Genomic DNA, 20,536 nt, shown 5'->3' on the forward strand with positions numbered 1-20,536 from the left:
GCCGTTTCCAGCTGTGGCATCTGTGTAAGTTATGTATTCGGTTTATTTCATCCATATCGCCGCAAAGCGGGAAGAATTGTCGTATCCCTGGATACGATACAACTGAAATCCCTGGCCTGTGAGGTCGTTGAATTTAGTCTGGTAATCAGCCGGACTCATGTTCATGTAAGAATAATATGCTTTGCTTTTAGGCCACCAGAGCCCTCCTACGTTGTTCTGGTTACCATTTTCCTCCACATTCACATTCACGGTCATCAGACCCGCCTTATTCATTTCATCGAATTTTTTGGCAAAATCGGTGGTATTCATGCCATAATACATATAAAATCCACCCGGATTGCTGCTACCAAAAACACCGGCATGATAGCGTTTGCCTCCCACATAATACACTACATGTTCTGTTACCCGCATTTTTCCCTGCTCTACGTAAGTTTTCCATTTGGCGGCGTAAGCATCATCGGTAACATTGTGTACGGCGGCAAAGTTTTCGCCACCACGTTGCTTCCAGATCACGGTAAACAGTGGATTACCTGAATTATCGTTGGTCACAGAAATCTGACGGGGAATATAGCCCTTGCCATAATACTCATCAAAGTATTGCTGGTACTGGGTGGCGCTCATATTAATACGGCAATACCATTGTGATGGCAGCCCATACTGGAAAGAGCCGGAGGCCAGGTATTTGTTGCCTGACTTATGTACGCTCAGGGTTTGCAGCGCCATGCCCATACTGGTATAATAGCCCCAGTAGCGGGTGATATGCTCTACCGGCACATTGTGAAAAGAAGGATAGAAAGGTGCAAAGAAGCGGTTAAAGGCACTGTTGGCACCTATGTCATAACAATCAATGTTGCTGTTATCGGCTTTAGCATAAACGCCATAGGCATCTACCTCCATCCAGTCTACACCTGTAGATGGATTAGGGCTTTTAATCCATAGCATAAAGTGAAGGTGATTATTAGCGGTATTAGGATCACTGGGCGTACCATCCTGGTTAAGTCCCCATCCTGCGCCACCAAAACCGGTGTTACCGGACCAGGCGATCTGCTGGCCTGCATATACCTGATCTCCGGCTTTTACCTTCAGCTTCTGTTCATTGGTACCCCATAACAGTTTGGAAGGGTTAGGAAGATTAGCAAATTTCTTGTACTTGGTATCCCGTGCATCTTTGTTAGAGGGGTCGCTTACAGGTGTATTTTTCGCGTTTTGTACATCATGATCAAAACCGCCGCGCAGGTGAAAATAGCCAGTGCGGTAAAGCGTTCCATCGGAGCCGGTATGCTCTATAATCACCACATTACCAAAGAAGGCATCCCACATGGCGGTTACCACTTTGCCGGAAGCCGAGGCATACACACCAAAAGTGGGGTCAATTCCAGGACCATAGGCATCGGATGTTTTAAGAAAATCTACAGAGCCATGGCCGCTGCCACTGTCATAGATCCAGGCGCCGGCAGGATACACTTTACTATTTGTAAAAGGCATGAAGAAAGGCACTTTAGGCGTCAGGCTTTCTGCGTAAGTCCGTGCATCTGCTTCATTGCCAAATACAGAAGCGGGCGACGCATAAAAGAGATTTTTATTGGCTGCCTGATCTTTAATGGTATAGCCACAGCATCCAATGGTAACGGTAGGTGTGGTGCAGAATGCAGGCATATTTCCCTTCATAACAGTCACCTTGTTAGGGGGAAGTAATTGGAGGTTGTCTACACTTATCAGCTCAGTTTTGCTGTCAGTAATACGATTCCATTTCGGCGCAGCCCTCAGCGCCCTTACATTAACATTGCTGCGTAAAGCAGGATTAGCTACCGGTTTTTGTTGCCGGGAAGGTTCTTCACCTTCCATGATTTTAGCGGTAGGCTTAATAGGTCTGTACAGTAATTCAGACAGATTTGCATCATTTTCTCCTGGTGGTACCTGCGCTTTGGTGATCATGGGAATGGTGCACAGCAAGGCTGCGAGCCACAGGAGGCTACGTACGTGTTTCATTCTTTTTGGGGTTAATATTTATTAAATATGATAAATGATAGGGTGTAAAGCTAACTAACTGCGGAAATGGATCAAGCACCATTTACTGAAAGGCGGGAATAGGGTTATATCTGGCGGGTTTTGTATTTCTGCCGCAATAAATGAGGGTGATGTTTTATTGGCCGAGTTGGCAGGATATGTTTTATTTGCATATAAACCAAAACACTTACATGCAAGTTGCTTACATAGTAGATGCAGTACGTACACCTATAGGTCGCTATGGTGGCGCTTTAAGCACTGTCCGCCCGGATGACCTGCTGGCGCATGTGATCAAAGCATTAATGAAAAGAAATGCGACTTTGGATCCCGCTGTAATTGAAGATCTGATAGCCGGAGCAGCCAATCAGGCCGGAGAAGATAACAGGAATGTTGCCCGTATGGCTGCATTGCTGGCCGGGTTACCAGTAACAGTAGCCGGTAATACCGTAAATCGTTTATGCGCTTCTGGCATGCAGGCCATTATGGATGCTGCCCGTGCAGTGATGTGCGGAGAGGGCGATGTGTACCTGGCAGGGGGCGTGGAAAGTATGACCCGCGCACCATTTGTAATGCCGAAATCAGATGGAGCTTTCAGCCGCAAAACGGAGATATATGATACTACTATCGGCTGGCGCTTTACCAATAAGCAGCTGGCAGACATGTATCATCCGTACGCGATGGGAGAAACAGCAGAAAATGTAGCAAACCAGTGGAATATCGGAAGAGAAGAACAGGACATTTTTGCTTTGCGCAGCCAAACCCTTTACAAACAGGCATTGGATGCCGGTAGATGGCAGGATGAAATTGTGCCGGTAGAAATTACACCTAATAAAGACGAACAGGTGATCTTTTCAAAAGATGAGCATCCCCGGGAAACCACGTTGGAAAAGCTTTCCGGACTGCGTCCTGCGTTTGCAAAAAATGGTTCTGTGACAGCAGGAAATTCTTCCGGTATCAATGATGGTGCCGCTGCAGTATTAATTGTGTCTGAAAAAGCATTGAAACAGTTTAACCTGCAACCACTGGCKCAAATAAAGAGTATGGCGGTAGCGGGAGTGGACCCTTCTATCATGGGAATTGGTCCGGTACCAGCTTCCACTAAAGCGTTGCAACGGGCAGGCATCACTATAGGTCAGTTGCATCTGGCGGAGTTGAATGAAGCTTTCGCTGCGCAATCAATAGCGTGTATACGTGATCTGGCGTTGAATCCTGATATCGTAAATGTGAATGGAGGAGCGATTGCCATCGGGCATCCGTTGGGTTGTAGCGGTGTACGTATTACTACTACGTTATTACATGAAATGAAACGCAGACCAGGGGCCAAATATGGTCTTGCTACCATGTGTGTGGGGGTGGGGCAGGGCGCTGCAATGATATTTGAAAAGGTATAGTTTTTTGAATAGGAGGAGCAGGAAAAGTTCAGTAGGGTTTCCCTAAAATACCGAGCGGTCGGACATTACATCCGGCCGCTCGTTGCTGGCAAGCAAAAAAAAGGGTTCATCATAGACAGATTTGTTTCTCCGTCATCATTTTCCGGAGATTGATCAGACCGTAGCGCATCCGACCTAATGCTGTATTAATACTCACTTGCGTGAGATCTGCAATTTCTTTAAAACTTAGTTCTGCGTAATGGCGGAGAATAATTACTTCCCGTTGCTCTTCCGGCAGCATATCCAGCATTCTGCGAACGCGGTCATGGCTTTGACGGGTAATCATCTTTTCTTCTGCGCAACTGTCACTGAATCCCAGTACATCAAAGATGTCTTTATCATCACCTGTTCTTATCATAGGTGTACGCTTGATCTTCCTGAAATGATCTACACACAGATTATGTGCAATGCGCATAGCCCAGGGTAAAAACTTCCCTTTCTCCGTATAACGTTCAGCTCTGATAGTATCAATAATCTTAATGAAGGTGTCCTGGAAAATATCCTCTGCGAGGAAAGAATCTTTCACCAGTAATAGGATAGAAGTGAACACCTTGTCTTTGTGACGGTGTACCAACTCTTCTAATGCGGAAGAATGTCCCTTTTTAAAGAGAGTAATCAACTGCTCATCGCACAATTTGTACATTACTTGCATAAACTTCTACAACTAGGCGGGTTAGTAAATAAATTACAGTATTACAGCCAGTTTGGTTGTTTTAATTAAGTAGAGTTTAGGCGATATTGAACAGTTTAAGTTAAAGATAAATTTTTGGTATATCCAGCGAGATAGATCTGGTCCTATGCAAATATAAAAGAATAGTTCAATAAAACAAATAATAAAAATAGCTTTTCGCCTTTCGCTATTAGCTTATAGCGTATTACGGACGCATATAAAAACCTAACTTCTGCACTAACATCTTTTCCCTTAAATTTGTTCTGTCATGGCAACAAAAGTAAAGAAACAAACAAGTATAATTGATCCTCAGGAAGTTAGCCCACAGGACCACATATTCATAAAAGGCGCCAGGGTACATAATCTCAAGAATGTAAGTGTATCTATCCCCCGTAGCAAGCTGGTAGTTGTTACCGGTGTGTCCGGTTCAGGGAAGTCTTCCCTCACCATGGACACCTTGTATGCGGAAGGGCAACGCAGGTATGCTGAAAGCTTAAGTTCTTACGCCCGTCAGTTCCTGATGCGTATGAATAAGCCCGATGTAGATTATATCAAAGGCATCTGCCCTGCTATAGCCATTGAGCAAAAAGTCATTACCCGTACTCCCCGGTCTACCGTGGGCTCTATGACGGAAATTTATGACTATCTCCGGCTACTGTTTGGCAGAGTGGGCAAAACATATTCTCCCATCTCCGGAAATCTGGTAAAAAAACATGAAGTAAGCGATGTGGTAGATTATATCACCAGGCTGAAAAATGGCAGCAAAGTATTGCTGTTGGCTCCTTTCCGCCGGCACGCCAAAAGAGAGGTAAAGGAAGAACTGAATATACTGCTGCAAAAAGGCTTTTCCCGTTTATACGTTCCCGGTAGCGAAGGCACCGGCTTATTACGTATAGAAGAACTGCTGGAGCAGAAGAAAATAACAGTATCTGCTGATGCCTGGGTGCTGATAGATCGCCTGGTAGTAAAGGATTTTGAGGAAGATGATAAACATCGGATTGCCGATAGTGTGCAAACTGCGTTTTACGAAAGTGAAGGCGATTGTTATGTGGAAGTAGATGGAAAGGAAACCATCCACTTTGCCAATCGCTTTGAGCTGGATGGCATTGCATTCGAAGAACCGGTGCCTAACCTCTTCTCCTTCAATAATCCCTACGGTGCATGCCCTACCTGTGAAGGATTCGGACAAACACTGGGTATAGATGCCGACCTGGTAATACCAGACAAGCGCTTAAGCGTTTTTGAAGGCGCTATTGCCCCCTGGCGGGGTGAGAAAATGGGCGAATACAAAGAAGCGCTCATTAAAACCGCCCGTAAGTTCGGTTTCCCGGTGCATAAACCTATTGCAGAACTAACGGATGAACAGGTGAAATTACTCTGGACCGGAAATGAACATTTCTACGGCCTGAATGAGTTCTTTAAAATGGTGGAGCAAAACCTGTACAAGGTACAATACCGGGTACTGCAGGCGCGTTACCGTGGCCGTACTGTTTGCCCCGAATGTGGTGGCGGACGTTTACGCAAAGAAGCACTGTACATCAAAGTAGGAGAACGCAATATTGCAGAACTGGTAGACCTGCCGGTGTCCGATCTGAAACAATGGTTTGATACACTGCAACTGAATGAATATGAGCAGCAAATAGGTAAACGTATTCTCATTGAAATAAATCATCGTCTTAAAACATTACTGGATGTAGGTTTGGGCTACCTTACCCTAAACAGGGTGGCCAATACCCTGAGTGGTGGAGAAAGTCAGCGTATTCAACTGACCCGCACACTGGGGAGCAACCTGACTAATTCCATGTACATCCTGGATGAACCAAGTATTGGTTTGCATGCACGCGATACCCATCGCCTGATTGCGGTGCTGAAGGAGCTGCGTGACCTGGGCAACACGGTAGTGGTGGTAGAACATGATGAGCAGATGATGGAAGAAGCCGACTATATCATTGATATGGGGCCACTGGCCAGCCATCTGGGAGGAGAAGTGATCTTTGCCGGCACCTATCCGCAGATTTTAAAAGATGCTAATAGTTTGACGGGTAAATACCTCAGCGGTCAGTTCACCATTGATCCCCCTGCGAAAGTGCGCAAGTGGAAAAAGGCGATCACCATTGAAGGCGCCAGACAACATAACCTGAAAGATATCACCGTTGATTTTCCTTTACAGGTATTAACCGTGATCAGTGGTGTGAGCGGATCCGGTAAAACCACGCTGGTAAAGCAAATCCTGTATCCTGCGCTGATGAAACTGAAAGGTGAATTTGCAGAAAGGGTAGGTAATCACAAAGCATTGAAAGGTGCAGTAGATGATGTTACCCAGGTGGAAATGATTGATCAGAATCCTATTGGTAAATCATCCCGTTCCAACCCGGTTACTTATATCAAGGCATACGATGAAATCCGGGACTTGTATTCCAAACAGCCACTGAGTAAAATGCGTGGCTTCCAGCCTAAACATTTTTCTTTCAACGTAGATGGCGGCCGTTGTGACGCATGTAAAGGAGAAGGAGAAGTAATTGTAGAAATGCAGTTCCTGGCAGACGTACATCTTACCTGTGAAAGCTGTGGTGGCAAAAGGTTTAAAGATGAAGTGCTGGAAGTAACCTACAAGAATAAAAATATCTACGAAGTATTGGATATGGGCGTGGATGAAGCATTGGACTTTTTCAAAGAAGAAAAAGATGTGTGCAATAAAATACGCCCGTTGAGCAGCGTGGGATTAGGCTATGTAAAACTCGGACAAAGCAGCGATACCCTGAGTGGTGGAGAAGCGCAGCGTGTTAAACTGGCCTCTTTCTTAGGTAAAGGAAAAGCGCAGGGACATATTATGTTCATCTTCGATGAACCTACTACCGGTCTGCATTTTCATGATATCAAGAAATTACTGGATTCCTTTAACRCTCTTATAGAACAGGGGCATACAGTGTTGGTGATTGAGCATAACCTGGACGTAATCAGGAGTGCCGATTGGGTGATTGACCTGGGGCCGGAAGGTGGTGTTGGCGGTGGTAATCTGCTGTACGCTGGTGTACCGGATGGGTTGAAGAAAGTAAAAGATAGTTATACAGGAAAGTACCTGTAAGTATATTGGAAAAGGATATTAAAAAGAACGGCCCGGAGATTACTCCGGGCCGTTCTTTTTAATATCCTTTTCCAATATAGGATCATTGTTAAGCGTAGTCCCGAAATCCAGGACTGCCGCGGCGGATAGCCGATGACCCGTAATTACCCTTAAGTCTACACCTATGAAAATCGGTGCTTATCTAAGCCTGTCCAATGATTTGATCAGTTTTTCATCTTTATAAATTCCTCTTACAGCCAGGAATAAAAAAATGATCACTACGATAGGAAGGAAGGACGCGGGAAGATAGGATGCCGAAACAATGCTTACGCCACCGGAACTTAATTTATTGGCTGTTTGCTGCACCACATAATATTGGTAAGCGAGGGCGGCAAAACCAAAAAGAATGTTAAAAATTGTCAGGCGAAACTGGAGTTTACGTTTCTTAAAAAGGAAAATAGTGGCCAGCGACAGTAGTATAATAATGATATACAGTACAAACAGGAGATAGTTGCTGGAGGCGTTTACATAAACAGGGTTAGTGCTATTGGTAAGCGTGGCTTTCCACAGATCGAAAGACAGAGCAGCAGCGCCTGCGGCGGCAGCCAATAGCAGATAGAGACTCTGGATGCGTTGTATCATGATATTTATGAATGTTTAACGCTGTAAAAGTAAGTAATTTTAATGGTTAGAATGCTTAATTATGAGGACATATCCCACTATTTGGGTGGATGTGCTTAATGCAATACTTCGTATATTGCACGCCCAATAACAATCTTTATATTTATATGGCAAAGAAACTGAATAAGCAGGATGCGTTAGACTATCATGCAAAGGGCAGGCCGGGTAAAATTGAAGTCATACCTACAAAGAACACAAAATCGCAATGGGATCTTTCACTCGCTTATTCTCCCGGAGTGGCGGAGCCCTGCAAAGAAATTTTTAATGATGTAGAAAACGTTTATAAATATACCGCAAAGGGTAACCTCGTGGGCGTTATCAGCAATGGTACTGCAGTGCTGGGTTTAGGAGATATAGGTCCGGAAGCCGGCAAACCGGTTATGGAAGGAAAAGCGGTATTATTTAAAATATTCGCGGATATAGATGTATTCGATATAGAACTGGATGCAAAAGATCCGGATACTTTCGTTGCCGCTGTAAAGGCCCTGGAGCCTACATTTGGTGGTATTAACCTGGAAGATATCAAAAGCCCGGAGTGTTTTGAAATTGAAGAAAGACTCCGCAAAGAGCTGAAAATTCCGATCATGCATGATGATCAGCATGGTACGGCCATCATTTCTTCTGCCGCCCTGTTGAATGCACTGGAACTGGTAAAGAAGAAAATAGAAAAAGTAAAGATCGTAGTGAATGGCGCAGGAGCTGCTGCCATGGCCTGCGTAAAATTATATGTGGCACTGGGTGCCAGGCCGGAAAACTTTATCATGTTTGATAAAGACGGCGTTTTGAATAAAGATCGGGAAGGTCTTTCTGACAGACATAAACAGTTTGTTACCAATACAAAAATAACAACGCTGGCAGAAGCTTTGAAAGGCGCGGATGTGTTCCTGGGCCTTTCTGTGGGTAACGTGGTGACGGCGGAAATGATTAAGAGCATGGGTAAGAATCCGATTGTATTTGCTATGGCAAATCCGGATCCTGAAATTGCTTACGAAACAGCGATTGCTGCCCGTCCGGATATCATCATGGCTACCGGTCGTTCCGACTATCCTAACCAGGTAAATAACGTACTGGGCTTCCCTTACATTTTCCGTGGTGCCCTGGACGTTAGAGCCACACAAATCAACGAGGAAATGAAACTCGCGGCAGTAAGAGCTTTGGCTGAAATGGCGAAGTCTCCTGTGCCCGATATCGTGAACCTGGCCTATAACGAACGAAATATTTTCTTCGGACCTAAATATATCATTCCAAAACCACTGGATCCACGCTTGCTGAGCACTGTGGCGCCTGCTGTAGCAAAAGCTGCCATGGATAGTGGTGTGGCACACCGTCCTATTACGGATTGGGAAGCTTACCGGAATGAGCTGAATCACCGTTTGGGACTGGACAACCAGTTATTCAGAGTGATCGGTACCAAAGCACGCCGCGATCCAAGGAAGGTGGTATTTGCGGAAGCAGATAACCTGAAAGTATTGAAGGCGGCACAGGTAGTGAACGATGAAGGGATTGCGCATCCTATCCTGTTAGGTAACGAAGCGCGTATCCGTGAACTTATGCTGGAAAACGCTATCGAAATTGACGACGTAGTGATCATCGATCCGAAGAGTGAAGAAATGAAGGAAATGCGTCATCGCTTTGGTGACCTGTTCTTCGAAAAACGCCAGCGTAAAGGTCTGAACCTGTACGAAGCCCGTAAGATTATGCGGGAACGTAACTACTTCGGTTGTATGATGGTGGAAACAGGTGAAGCTGATGCGCTGATTTCTGGTCTTACCCGTAAATACCCTGATACCATTCGTCCTGCACTGCAGGTAATTGGTATGGAAGAAGGCGCGAAACGTGTAGCCGGTATGTATATCATCGAAACCAAACGCGGACCTTTATTCCTCGCCGATACTACGGTTAACTTCAATCCTACTGCAGAAGAACTGGCAGATATTACCATGATGGTAGCGAAAGAAGTGAAGCATTTTAATATTACACCACGCATTGCCATGCTGTCATATTCCAACTTTGGCAGCAGCCAGACACCGGAAGCACAAACCATGAGCAAAGCCCGTGAAATTGTGAAACAACGTGATCCATCCCTGATTGTAGATGGTGAAATACAGGCTGCTATGGCCTTTAACAAAGAGATTCTGAAAGACAATTATCCGTTTACAGAATTACTGGAAGAAGAAGTGAATACCCTCATCTTCCCTAACCTGGCGGCAGGTAATATTGCCTATAACCTTTTACAGGAAGTAGCCGGATTTGATGCGATTGGTCCCATTCTGTTAGGAATGAAAAAGCCGGTACATATCCTGCAGTTGGGTAGTACCGTAAGACAAATCGTTAACATGGTGAACATCGCCGTAGTGGATGCACAGGAAAAATGCTGCAGACAAGCGGAAGAAGAGAAAGGAAAGAAGAAGAAAAAGAAATAGTCTTATGTAAGTATTTATAGCATGAGCGAAGATGAACATAGGATCTATGTTTGCCTTCGCTCATTTTTTAAATCCGCTTTTTCCTATATTTATCCTATGCAAACCATTTCCCGTAAGAAAATATTCTTTCCGATTAACTCTGCTTTCCGCAACTACCTCAAAATGTATGAGCGGGAAGTGAAGCTGCCTTTATCTTACGAGGAACTGCGCTATTATGATCAGTCGATATCCGTGTATGATAAAGAGGGGAAAGATACTTTGTGGGAAACGGTGTTTTATCCTCAGAGCATGGTAGGGCCTATTCATGCGGGCCTGAAGCGGGTGTACTCTATCCTGAAAGCAGGTGGGGACCAGGCGGCAGAAGAGCATCTGCATATTGAGCGTATCGACTATTGCACCTTTGGAAATTCTCATCCGTTCCGCATCAAAATCGTCAATAATTACAACGAAGTATACGACTATTTTTATATTAAGATAGCCGATGCGTCCCGTATTTATGGATTGGAACTGGAGCATATTTTATCTCCCTACTGGATGAACTTCCTGATAGATGGTAATACCCTGGTAGAAGAACATATTGCCGGAGTGCCGGGAGATCAATTCATTCTGCACTACCTGAACCGGCCGGAATTTAACCCCAAACGTATCGCCAAAGAGTTCGTGAAATTTAATGAGCGCTGCTTTGTGCGGTTGTTGGGAGATATGCGTTCCTATAATTTCATTTTTGATATTACCCCTGATTTTGATGATGTGCAATTCCGTATCCGTGCCATCGATTTTGATCAGCAGTTTTATGAAGGCAGACGTACTTTATATATGCCGCAGTATTTTAAGGAGAACAAGATATTTGTGGATTTAGCCATTAAGCATCTCAATGCAGAGGTAGTGAAACAGTATCAGCAGGAGGAGCGGGCCGTTATTGCGCGCCGTATAAAAGTGCAGCGGCACCGTATCAAAGACCTCCGGGATGTGATTATGACGGACCGGGTTTCGTTCCCTGAAAAAATACAGCAGTTGGGCAACGAACTGGCGGAATATTATCATGATGCAGTTTTTTCCCGTTGCAAAACTATGGGGGAAATTATTGAGCGCAGTTTAAAACGTTTGTTGGTGAGTAGTTTACGTTAACGGCTGTATTAAATCTTAAATTAGGATCTGATTGAAAAAATCCTTCCTATCTTTGGTCAGTTATGGAGTTCAAATTCTTCTATCATTTCGGAAATTTCCTGCTCATGCTTAAAGGCATGTTTTCCCGTCCGGAAAACATGAAGATGTACTGGAAGCAATTTATGCAGCAATGTGTGGATATCGGCGTAGGGTCGTTTGGGATAGTATTTATTATTTCCCTGTTTATGGGAGGTGTAACTACTTTGCAAACAGCTTATCAGCTGGTAAGTCCTATCATCCCCAGAAGTACCATCGCACAGGTGGTACGTGATACCATTATCCTGGAATTTGCGCCTACACTGACCTGTATTGTACTGGCCGGTGTGGTGGGTTCTAAAATAGCTTCTGAGCTGGGTAATATGCGGATATCCGAACAGATTGATGCCCTGGAAATTATGGGGATCAATACCAAAGGATACCTGATTGCCCCCAAAATTATGGCTGCCGTATTGATGATACCTGTATTGGTAGCCATTGCTGGTTTCCTCGGTATTTATGGTGGAAAGGCTGCAGGTGAACTGTCTGGAGTTCTTTCCGGTGAACAGTTTATGCAAGGGCTCCGGCAGGAGTTTAAGGCTTACAACGTATTTTTTGCGATGGCCAAATCCTATACGTTCGGATTTATTATCGCCAGCGTATCGGCCTATTATGGCTACAATGTTTCCGGTGGAGCACTGGAAATAGGTAAGGCCAGTACCACCTCCGTTGTGGTGAGCTGTGTGCTGATATTATTTATGGACTATGCGTTAACGGCTATATTACTGTAATCATGATTGAACTGCAAGACATAAGAAAGAGCTTTGGCGAAAAGGAAATACTAAAGGGCGTATCAACAATCATGGAGCCCGGTAAGGTTAACCTGATCATCGGTTCCAGCGGTAGTGGAAAAACCGTGATGATGAAATGCATCGTGGGGCTAATGGGCGTGGATCAGGGAAAAGTACTGTATGACAATCAGGACTTTACCGCCATGGACGAAAAGGAAAAGAAAGTAGTACGCCAGGAAATAGGTATGCTGTTCCAGGGTTCTGCCCTGTTCGACAGTATGACCGTAGAACAAAATGTGATGTTTCCCCTGGAAATGTTCGGTACCGGCAGTATCAAAGAAAAGAAAGCCCGTGTGGAAGAGTGCCTGGAAAGGGTACAACTGAAAGAAGCAGCCAAGAAATTTCCTGCTGAAATCAGCGGTGGTATGAAGAAGAGAGTAGGTATTGCCCGCGCCATCGTACTCAATCCAAAGTATCTTTTCTGCGATGAACCTAATTCCGGTCTGGATCCACAAACCTCGTTGCTCATAGATAAGCTTATCACAGAGCTGACCAAAGAATACAATATCACTACCGTTATCAATACCCACGATATGAATACCGTAATGGAAAGCGGTGACCATATTGTATATATGTACCAGGGCCAGAAGCAATGGGAGGGTAGTAATAAAGACATCGTATTCAGCAAGGATCAGCAATTAAACGACTTTATTTTTGCGTCTGAGTTCCTGCGGGAAGCCAAGGAAATGCGGCAGCTGGAAATGTTTAAAGATGGTAAATGGCGGGATCAGCTGAAGAAAGAGYAGGGGGGAGAGAAAGCTTAAACGAAAGATATTTTTTCTTTTAATACATTATTATTCCCGGTAGTTGCAGACTAAAGTCGAACTCCCGGGAATCTTTTTTTGATGTAGTTCAGGTGTAAATAGTGTGTAATTTATTTTAATATGAATATGGCGCCTGCTAAATTCAGGTTAAGATATCCCGGAGTGGCCAATTATTTTCTAAACCAATTGGTAGCTTTATCTTAAAGGTGCTAAATTGCAGAATTATAGAAATCGGCTTATTTTTGCCGTCCAGAAGAATCAGACATATAACATTAAACCAATAAAACAAGCGCGATGAGTGTTTTAGTTAATAAGGATAGTAAAGTGATTGTTCAGGGATTTACCGGTACTGAAGGTACATTCCATGCTACTCAGATGATTGAATATGGTACCCAGGTAGTGGGTGGTGTTACACCGGGTAAAGGTGGCAGCACGCATCTGGAACGCCCGGTATTCAATACGGTGGCCGATGCAGTAAAAGCAACCGGTGCAAATGTTTCTATCATTTTTGTACCTCCGGCTTTTGCAGCTGATGCAATCATGGAAGCTACCGAAGCAGGAATTGCGCTGGTGGTATGTATCACAGAAGGTATTCCTGTGCAGGATATGATCAAAGCGAAAAACTTCCTGCAAGGGACCACTACCCGCCTGATCGGACCAAACTGCCCTGGTGTTATTACTGCAGACGAAGCTAAAGTAGGTATCATGCCTGGCTTCATCTTCAAAAAAGGTAAAATCGGTATCGTTTCTAAATCAGGTACTTTAACTTACGAAGCTGCTGACCAGGTAGTTAAAGCTGGTTTAGGCGTTTCTACAGCGATCGGTATTGGTGGAGATCCAATCATCGGTACACCTACCAAAGATGCGGTAGAACTGCTGATGAATGATCCTGAAACAGAAGGTATCATCATGATCGGTGAAATTGGTGGTAGCATGGAAGCAGAAGCGGCCCAGTGGATCAAAGAACATGGTACTAAACCAGTTGTAGGTTTCATCGCTGGCCAGACAGCTCCTCCGGGACGTCGTATGGGTCACGCAGGTGCGATCATTGGTGGTGCAGAAGATACTGCTGCTGCAAAAATGAAGATCATGGCTGAATGCGGTGTAACCGTAGTAGAAAGCCCTGCTAACATTGGTAAAACAATGGCAGAAGTACTGAGCAAGAAAGCAGTACTGGCATAATTATCTGCCGGTAAAAAATATAACGGGTGAAAAGTGAGCGGGAGTCATTCCATCACTTTTCACCCTTTTTTGTCCCCATTTATGGAAACCATAGAGGTTCCTGCATCCTCTCTAAAAGAAGTAACTTACTGTAAATAACGATCCTATATGCGTTTATTCATCGGAATATTCATTGTTTTAATCTTTAGTAGCAACAAGATGATGGCCCAGTTTAATTATGATAACTCGTGGAAGAAGATAGCAGCGCTGGAAGAAAAAGGATTGCCTAAATCCGCACTGGAAGTGGCGAATGACATCTACGCACACGCAGTGAAAGACAAGGTAACCGTGCAACAAATCAAGGCCCTGATCTTTCAGCTGAAGTACAACGCCCAGATCAACGACAGCAGCACCCTGCAGAACATGCAGAAAATGGACCAGCAGATTGCTGCCGCCACCGGTGCCCAAAAGGCCATACTGCAAAGTATCAAAGGGGATATGTTGCTCCAGTATTTTAGGCATAACCGCTATCGGTTTTATAACCGTACCACCATCGCCAATGATGAAGGAACGGACATCACCACCTGGGGTGCCGATAAGCTGCATCAGCAAATTACAGCCACCTACCAGGCTTCCCTGTCGGATAAAGCGCTGCTGGAAAAGACTGACCTCTCCGCGTTTGATCCCATTCTTCATAAGGGAAATACACGCGCACTGCGGGGAACTTTATACGATTTGCTCGCGCATCGCGCACTGGATTATTTCAAGTACGACGAATCCGGGGTGACCAAACCGGGTAATCAATTTGAGCTGACAGATCCCGCTGCTTTTGCTCCTGCAACAACTTTTGCTGCACATCATTTTACCACTACGGATAGCACTTCCCTGCAATACCATGCCCTGCTGATTTTGCAGGAACTGATCCACTTACATGCCGGTGATAAAGCCGCACTAATGGACGTTGATGTAGAAAGAATCTCCTACATGAACCAGGTGGCGGTAATGGAAAATAAAGAAACGCTTTACCTGCAGGCGCTGGACCAGATGTTGCTGACCTACACCGGCCAGCCCGAAGTAACCAATGTATTGCAGTTACAGGCAGCTTATTACCTGCAACAGGGACAATCGGAAAAAGAAGGAAAAGGCGAAGCCATGAGAAAGGCAAAAGCCATCTGCGATAAAGCCATAGAGCTGGCTCCGAAATCCGATGGTGGTATCGCTTGTGCTATGATACGGGACCAGATCATGGCAATATCCATAGAACTGGTAACAGAGGCCGTAAACGTACCGGCACTCCCGTTCCGCGCCCTCGTGAGATACCAGAATATTAATAAAATATACCTGCGCCTCGTGAAGGTAGATGAGGCATTTTTGCAATCATTACAAAAGGCGCAAAATAACTATAGCACTAAAGAAAATGCTTACCTGAAAATGATCCTTGGCCGCCCTGTGGTAAAGGCATGGGAACAGGCATTGCCAGACCCTAAGGATTACATCACTCATAAAGCAGAAATAAAGATAGATGCCCTGCCGGCAGGACATTATATGCTGTTGTCCAGCGTGGACCCTAAGTTTGTCGTAAAAGATAATCCTATTGCCATACACCTGACCTGGGTATCTGGTATCGGCTACGTAGAAAATAATGACACCTACTATGCCTTGGACCGTACTAGCGGCAAGCCACTGAGTGGAATAAGTGTTGATGTGAAAAAGCTGAGAAATGGCGGAGACTACGACACCTGGATACTGCAACAATCGCTGGTGGCCGGGAAAGATGGCAGCGTAAAGCTGGCTCCCACTAAAGAGGGTGGCCGCTTACGTCTGCACTGGAAGAATGGTGCGGATGAACTATATGAAGATGATTATAAGTACTTCTATACGCAGGGAGAGAATACTCCGGCGCCTTCCCCTCAAACCTTCCTTTTCGCCGACAGAAGTATTTATCGCCCGGGTCAAATCCTTTACTTCAAAGGAATTGTACTAAAGAAGCGTTCCAAAGAAACACAGAGCGATATCCTGGCCAACTATCAGACTACCGTGTTTTTGTATGATGTGAATGGAGATAAGGTAGACTCTATCAAAGTCACCACCAATGAATACGGTGCTTATTCCGGAAAATTTGTATTACCGGAAGGCCGTATGAATGGCAGTTTTAGCCTGAGAGATGATAAAGCAGATGCATTTCTTGCCTTCAAAGTAGAAGAATATAAACGACCTAAGTTTTATGTAGCATTTGATACCGTAAAAAGCAGCTATCGTTTAGGCGATACCGTTACCGCTACTGCCAAAGCATTGGCCTACGCCGGTAACAATATAGATGGTGCCAAAGTAAAATACAGGGTGGAACGCCGGGTGCGGTATCCTTATCCCTGGTTATTTTATAAGATATCCATCCCATACGGTTCTTCCCGTGAAATTGTACACGGAGAAACCACTACAGATGCCAATGGCGCCTTTACGGTGAAATTCCCTGCTATCACAGATAAGACGGTAGATCCAGCCAACAAGCCAGTTTTTACCTACGTGGTACATGCTGATGTAACTGATCTGAATGGTGAAACGCGCAGTGGTGACCAATCCGTAAGCGTGGGTTACCAGTCTATGGAAATTGCGGTGAATGCACCTGATCGCATGGAGCAAAAGGACTTACAGGACATCAGGATCTTCTCCAAAAACCTGAATGGTGCTTATGAACCAGCTACTTTCTCACTGCAACTGAAGCCGCTGCAACCTAACAAACGCCTGTTGCGCCCACGTTACTGGGAAGCACCTGACCAGTTTGTAATGGATGAAGCCAGTTACGTACAGGCATTTCCGGTAGATATATATAAAGACGAAGCCGATGATAAAACATGGCCCCGCCAGGCGGCCGTTGTGAACGAAACCGTTGCCAGCAGCCCGGATGGAAAGATTGCTTTCAATACATCCAAATTAACACCTGGTTTTTATGAACTGGAAGTAAGCACGAAAGACAAGAACAACGAACCGGTGATACAGAAAGCAACTTTCGAGTTGATTGATGTAAAAGCTAAAAGCCTGTCTGCGCCCGCCTATCTGTGGTCTTATCAATCAGAAGCTGCAGTGGAGCCCGGAAAAACAGCAGAGATCTTATTAGGTACATCTGCCAAAGACCTCCATATCATTCAATCCAAAGTGACAGCTATCAGCAAAGAAGAACGTACCAGCCTGGAGCTTTCTGATATTAAAAAACTGGAATACCCGGTGACAGAAAACAGCAGAGGAGGTATACAGGTAGCCTATGTGTTTGTAAAAGATAACCGTGTATTTAATGGACAAATGGATGTTTCCGTTCCCTGGGATAACAAGGAGCTGCAGGTAAAACTTGGTACACATCGTGATAAACTATTGCCCGGCGAAAAGGAAAAATGGACGGCTCAGATTTCCGGTTACAAAAACGAAAAAGTAGCAGCAGAAATGCTGGCATCTATGTACGATGCTTCTTTAGATGCTTTCGTGAAGCATAACTGGAGCATTCCATATATCTATCCCAATGCAAATGGCATTACCCAGTTTAATGGTCATGAAAGCTTCAAAATGGAAGTGTCCTCGCTTCAGTATGAACATGAAACGCCGGGTTATGCCAGTGATGGCAAAACGTATGATGCGTTGAATTTGTTTGATTGGGTGATGGAAGAAGGTGGGGGAGACAGGATGTATGAGCGTGCTCCGATGGCGGCTATGCTTAGCAAAAAAAGTGTCGCTGGTGCCGTAAGGGGTAGAGTAGGAGGAATACAAAATGAGGCTGCGCTACAGGATGCGGCTCCCGCGCCCCCACCAGCCGCTCTGGCAGAATCTGTAGTCACAGTAGGCTATGGAAAGGCTAAGGATAAAGCCGACGCAGACAAATCTGCCGGCAATGAGGCTCCCGCTCCATCTATCCGCAAAAACTTCCAGGAAACAGCCTTCTTCTTCCCGGATCTCCGCACAGATAAAGATGGTAACATCACTTTTGAATTCACCATGCCGGAAGCCTTAACCAAATGGAACTTCCAGGCATTGGCCCATACAAAAGATCTGTCCTTCGGCATGACCAGCGCCAGTATCGTTACGCAGAAAGTGCTGATGGTACAACCTAACACACCACGTTTTGTACGTGAAGGTGATAAAATGGAGTTCACCGCCAAAGTGAGCAACCTCTCCGATACCTTACTGATAGGACAGGCCCACCTGGAATTGCTGGATGCAACTACCATGCAGCCGGTTGACGGATGGTTCCAGAATATTTTCCCACTACAGCATTTCACTGCCAAAGCAGGACAGAGCACCGTAGTAAGTTTCCCGATACAGATACCGCATGGTTTCCAGAGCGCGCTGATTTACCGGGTTACAGCACAGGCAGCCAACTTTAGTGATGGAGAAGAAAATGCACTGCCGGTATTAACCAACCGGATGCTGGTAACAGAAGCCCTGCCACTGCCGGTTCGTGGTGATGGTAAACATGATTTTACTTTCGAAAAACTGTTGCATAGCGATAGTTCCCAAACATTGGTACAACATGCAGTAACAGTAGAATACACCAGCAATCCAGCCTGGTACGCTGTACAGGCATTGCCTTACCTGATGGAGTATCCGTATGAATGTGCAGAACAGGTATTTAACCGCTACTATGCAAACGCACTGGCCACGCATATTACAGATGCAACGCCTGGTCTGAAAACCATCTTCGAAAAATGGAAAATTTCAGATACCGCTGCGCTGCAGAGCAACCTGCAAAAAAATGAAGAGCTGAAAGCCGTATTGCTGCAACAAACACCGTGGGTGCTGGAAGCTAAGAATGAAGCACAGCAGAAAAAGAACATTGCACTGTTATTCGATCTGCAACGTATGCAGAAAGAGAGAAAAACAGCACTGGATCAGCTGGCGGCCAAACAATTACCTAATGGCGCTTTCTCCTGGTTCTCCGGTATGTGGGAAGACCGCTTCATTACGCAATATATAGTTGCAGGAATTGGACATCTGCAACAACTGGCACAGATAAAAGATCCGGTAGCCATTAGCATGGCCAACAAAGCCATCGACTACCTGGATAAAAAACTGGATAAAGATTATTACGATCTGTTGAAAGTAAAAGCCAATCTGAAGCAGCAACAGATCAGCTCGGAACAGATCCACTATCTGTATGCACGTAGCTTCTTTGACCGGCCGGTGCCTGCCGCTATGAAAAAATCATTTGATTTCTTCTTTGCACAGGAACAGCAATACTGGACCAAACAAAACAGGTATGCGCAAGGTATGATCGCGCTGTCGCTCTTCAGAAAGGGGGATGCAATAACACCTAAGGCTATATTAAAATCGCTGAAAGAAACGGCGATGAACAGCAAGGAAATGGGCATGTACTGGAAAGATGTAACGGCTGGTTACAGCTGGCAGCAGGCGCCTATTGAAACGCAGGCATTGCTGATAGAAGTCTTCCAGGTAGTAGGTAAAGATGCAGAAGCAGTAGCCGACCTGAAAACATGGTTGCTGAAAAACAAACAAACCAATAACTGGAATACCACCAAAGCTACAGCAGACGCCTGTTATGCTATGTTGCTGCAAGGCAGCAACTGGTTGGCAGCCAACCCGGAAGTAACCGTGCAGTTAGGTACTACCACCGTGAAACCTGCCGCTACGGAAGCCGGCACCGGATATTTCAAGGAAAAGATTGATGGTAAAGCGGTGAAGGCGGATATGGGTCATATCAGCGTTACCGTACAGGACAGCAAAGGACAGCCTTCCTGGGGCGCTGTGTACTGGCAGTATTTCGAGGATCTGGACAAAATCACTACCGCTAAAACGCCGCTGGTACTGGAAAAAGAATTGTTCATAGAAGTGAACAGCGAAAAAGGACCAGTACTGACTAAAATCACAGATGGTAATGAACTAAAAGTAGGTGATAAGGTGAAAGTGCGAATTGTATTGCGTGCTGACAGAACCATGGAATACATTCACCTGAAAGACATGCGGGCGGCTTGTTTTGAGCCTACCAATGTGATCAGCGCCAGCAAATGGCAGGGTGGACTGAGCTATTATGAAAGCACTAAAGACGCATCTACTGATTTCTTCTTCAGCTATTTGCCAAAAGGAACCTACGTTTTTGAATATACGCTGTTCGTTACGCATCAGGGTAAGTTCTCCAATGGTGTCAGCACTGCACAGTGTATGTATGCACCGGAGTTTTCTGCGCACAGTGCGGGATTGAATGTGAAAGTGACCGAGTAGGGAGAATTACGAATTAGGAATTACGAATTACGGATTTGTGGGTAGATGGTAAACGCGGATATTATCCGATGTTATCTACGTACAAATCCGTAATTCGTAATTCCTAATTCGTAATTTCTA

At 45.1% G+C, this 20,536-nt stretch carries 11 protein-coding genes; 8 read left to right on the plus strand and 3 right to left on the minus strand.

Annotated elements, in window-relative coordinates:
• Positions 1-42 precede the first annotated feature (42 nt).
• Positions 43-1,989, minus strand: coding sequence for a hypothetical protein (locus AC1DP6_RS20660; protein ID WP_477056510.1), 1,947 nt, complete (start codon positions 1,987-1,989; stop codon positions 43-45).
• Between the two features lie 209 nt (positions 1,990-2,198).
• On the opposite strand from AC1DP6_RS20660, the gene AC1DP6_RS20665 reads away from it, so the two are divergent.
• A complete protein-coding gene (locus AC1DP6_RS20665; protein WP_477056511.1) occupies positions 2,199-3,398 on the plus strand; it encodes a thiolase family protein in 1,200 nt (399 codons plus the stop codon).
• Between the two features lie 109 nt (positions 3,399-3,507).
• Here AC1DP6_RS20665 and AC1DP6_RS20670 read toward each other — a convergent pair whose 3' ends face one another.
• Positions 3,508-4,080: a sigma-70 family RNA polymerase sigma factor gene (locus AC1DP6_RS20670; RefSeq protein ID WP_133807882.1), complete on the minus strand. Its 573-nt coding sequence runs from the start codon at positions 4,078-4,080 to the stop codon at positions 3,508-3,510.
• 295 nt (positions 4,081-4,375) lie between these two features.
• On the opposite strand from AC1DP6_RS20670, the gene uvrA reads away from it, so the two are divergent.
• Entirely contained in the window at positions 4,376-7,192 is a 2,817-nt protein-coding gene (uvrA, locus tag AC1DP6_RS20675) for an excinuclease ABC subunit UvrA (RefSeq protein ID WP_477056512.1), read from the plus strand.
• A gap of 177 nt (positions 7,193-7,369) precedes the next feature.
• Here the strand turns inward: uvrA and AC1DP6_RS20680 are convergent, their stop codons facing one another.
• Entirely contained in the window at positions 7,370-7,813 is a 444-nt protein-coding gene (locus tag AC1DP6_RS20680; RefSeq protein WP_441576455.1) for a DUF4293 domain-containing protein, read from the minus strand.
• A gap of 146 nt (positions 7,814-7,959) precedes the next feature.
• On the opposite strand from AC1DP6_RS20680, the gene AC1DP6_RS20685 reads away from it, so the two are divergent.
• From AC1DP6_RS20685 to AC1DP6_RS20710, 6 genes are all read left to right on the plus strand, one after another.
• Positions 7,960-10,275 (plus strand): NADP-dependent malic enzyme, encoded by a 2,316-nt coding sequence (locus tag AC1DP6_RS20685; RefSeq protein WP_477056513.1) that lies wholly within the window; start codon positions 7,960-7,962, stop codon positions 10,273-10,275.
• Between the two features lie 96 nt (positions 10,276-10,371).
• The gene (locus AC1DP6_RS20690) at positions 10,372-11,403 is read left to right on the plus strand and encodes a hypothetical protein (protein ID WP_477023450.1); all 1,032 of its coding nucleotides are present in this window, start codon (positions 10,372-10,374) and stop codon (positions 11,401-11,403) included.
• A gap of 62 nt (positions 11,404-11,465) precedes the next feature.
• Positions 11,466-12,209: an MlaE family ABC transporter permease gene (locus AC1DP6_RS20695; RefSeq protein ID WP_477056514.1), complete on the plus strand. Its 744-nt coding sequence runs from the start codon at positions 11,466-11,468 to the stop codon at positions 12,207-12,209.
• 2 nt (positions 12,210-12,211) lie between these two features.
• Complete coding sequence (locus AC1DP6_RS20700; protein WP_477056515.1) at positions 12,212-13,033, plus strand: ABC transporter ATP-binding protein; 822 nt, start codon at positions 12,212-12,214, stop codon at positions 13,031-13,033.
• Positions 13,034-13,327: 294 nt separating this feature from the next.
• Positions 13,328-14,215: a succinate--CoA ligase subunit alpha gene (gene sucD / locus AC1DP6_RS20705; RefSeq protein WP_133807376.1), complete on the plus strand. Its 888-nt coding sequence runs from the start codon at positions 13,328-13,330 to the stop codon at positions 14,213-14,215.
• 147 nt (positions 14,216-14,362) lie between these two features.
• Positions 14,363-20,416: an alpha-2-macroglobulin family protein gene (locus AC1DP6_RS20710; protein ID WP_477056516.1), complete on the plus strand. Its 6,054-nt coding sequence runs from the start codon at positions 14,363-14,365 to the stop codon at positions 20,414-20,416.
• Positions 20,417-20,536 lie beyond the last annotated feature (120 nt).

Source organism: Chitinophaga sp. 01L420 (assembly GCF_056399985.1).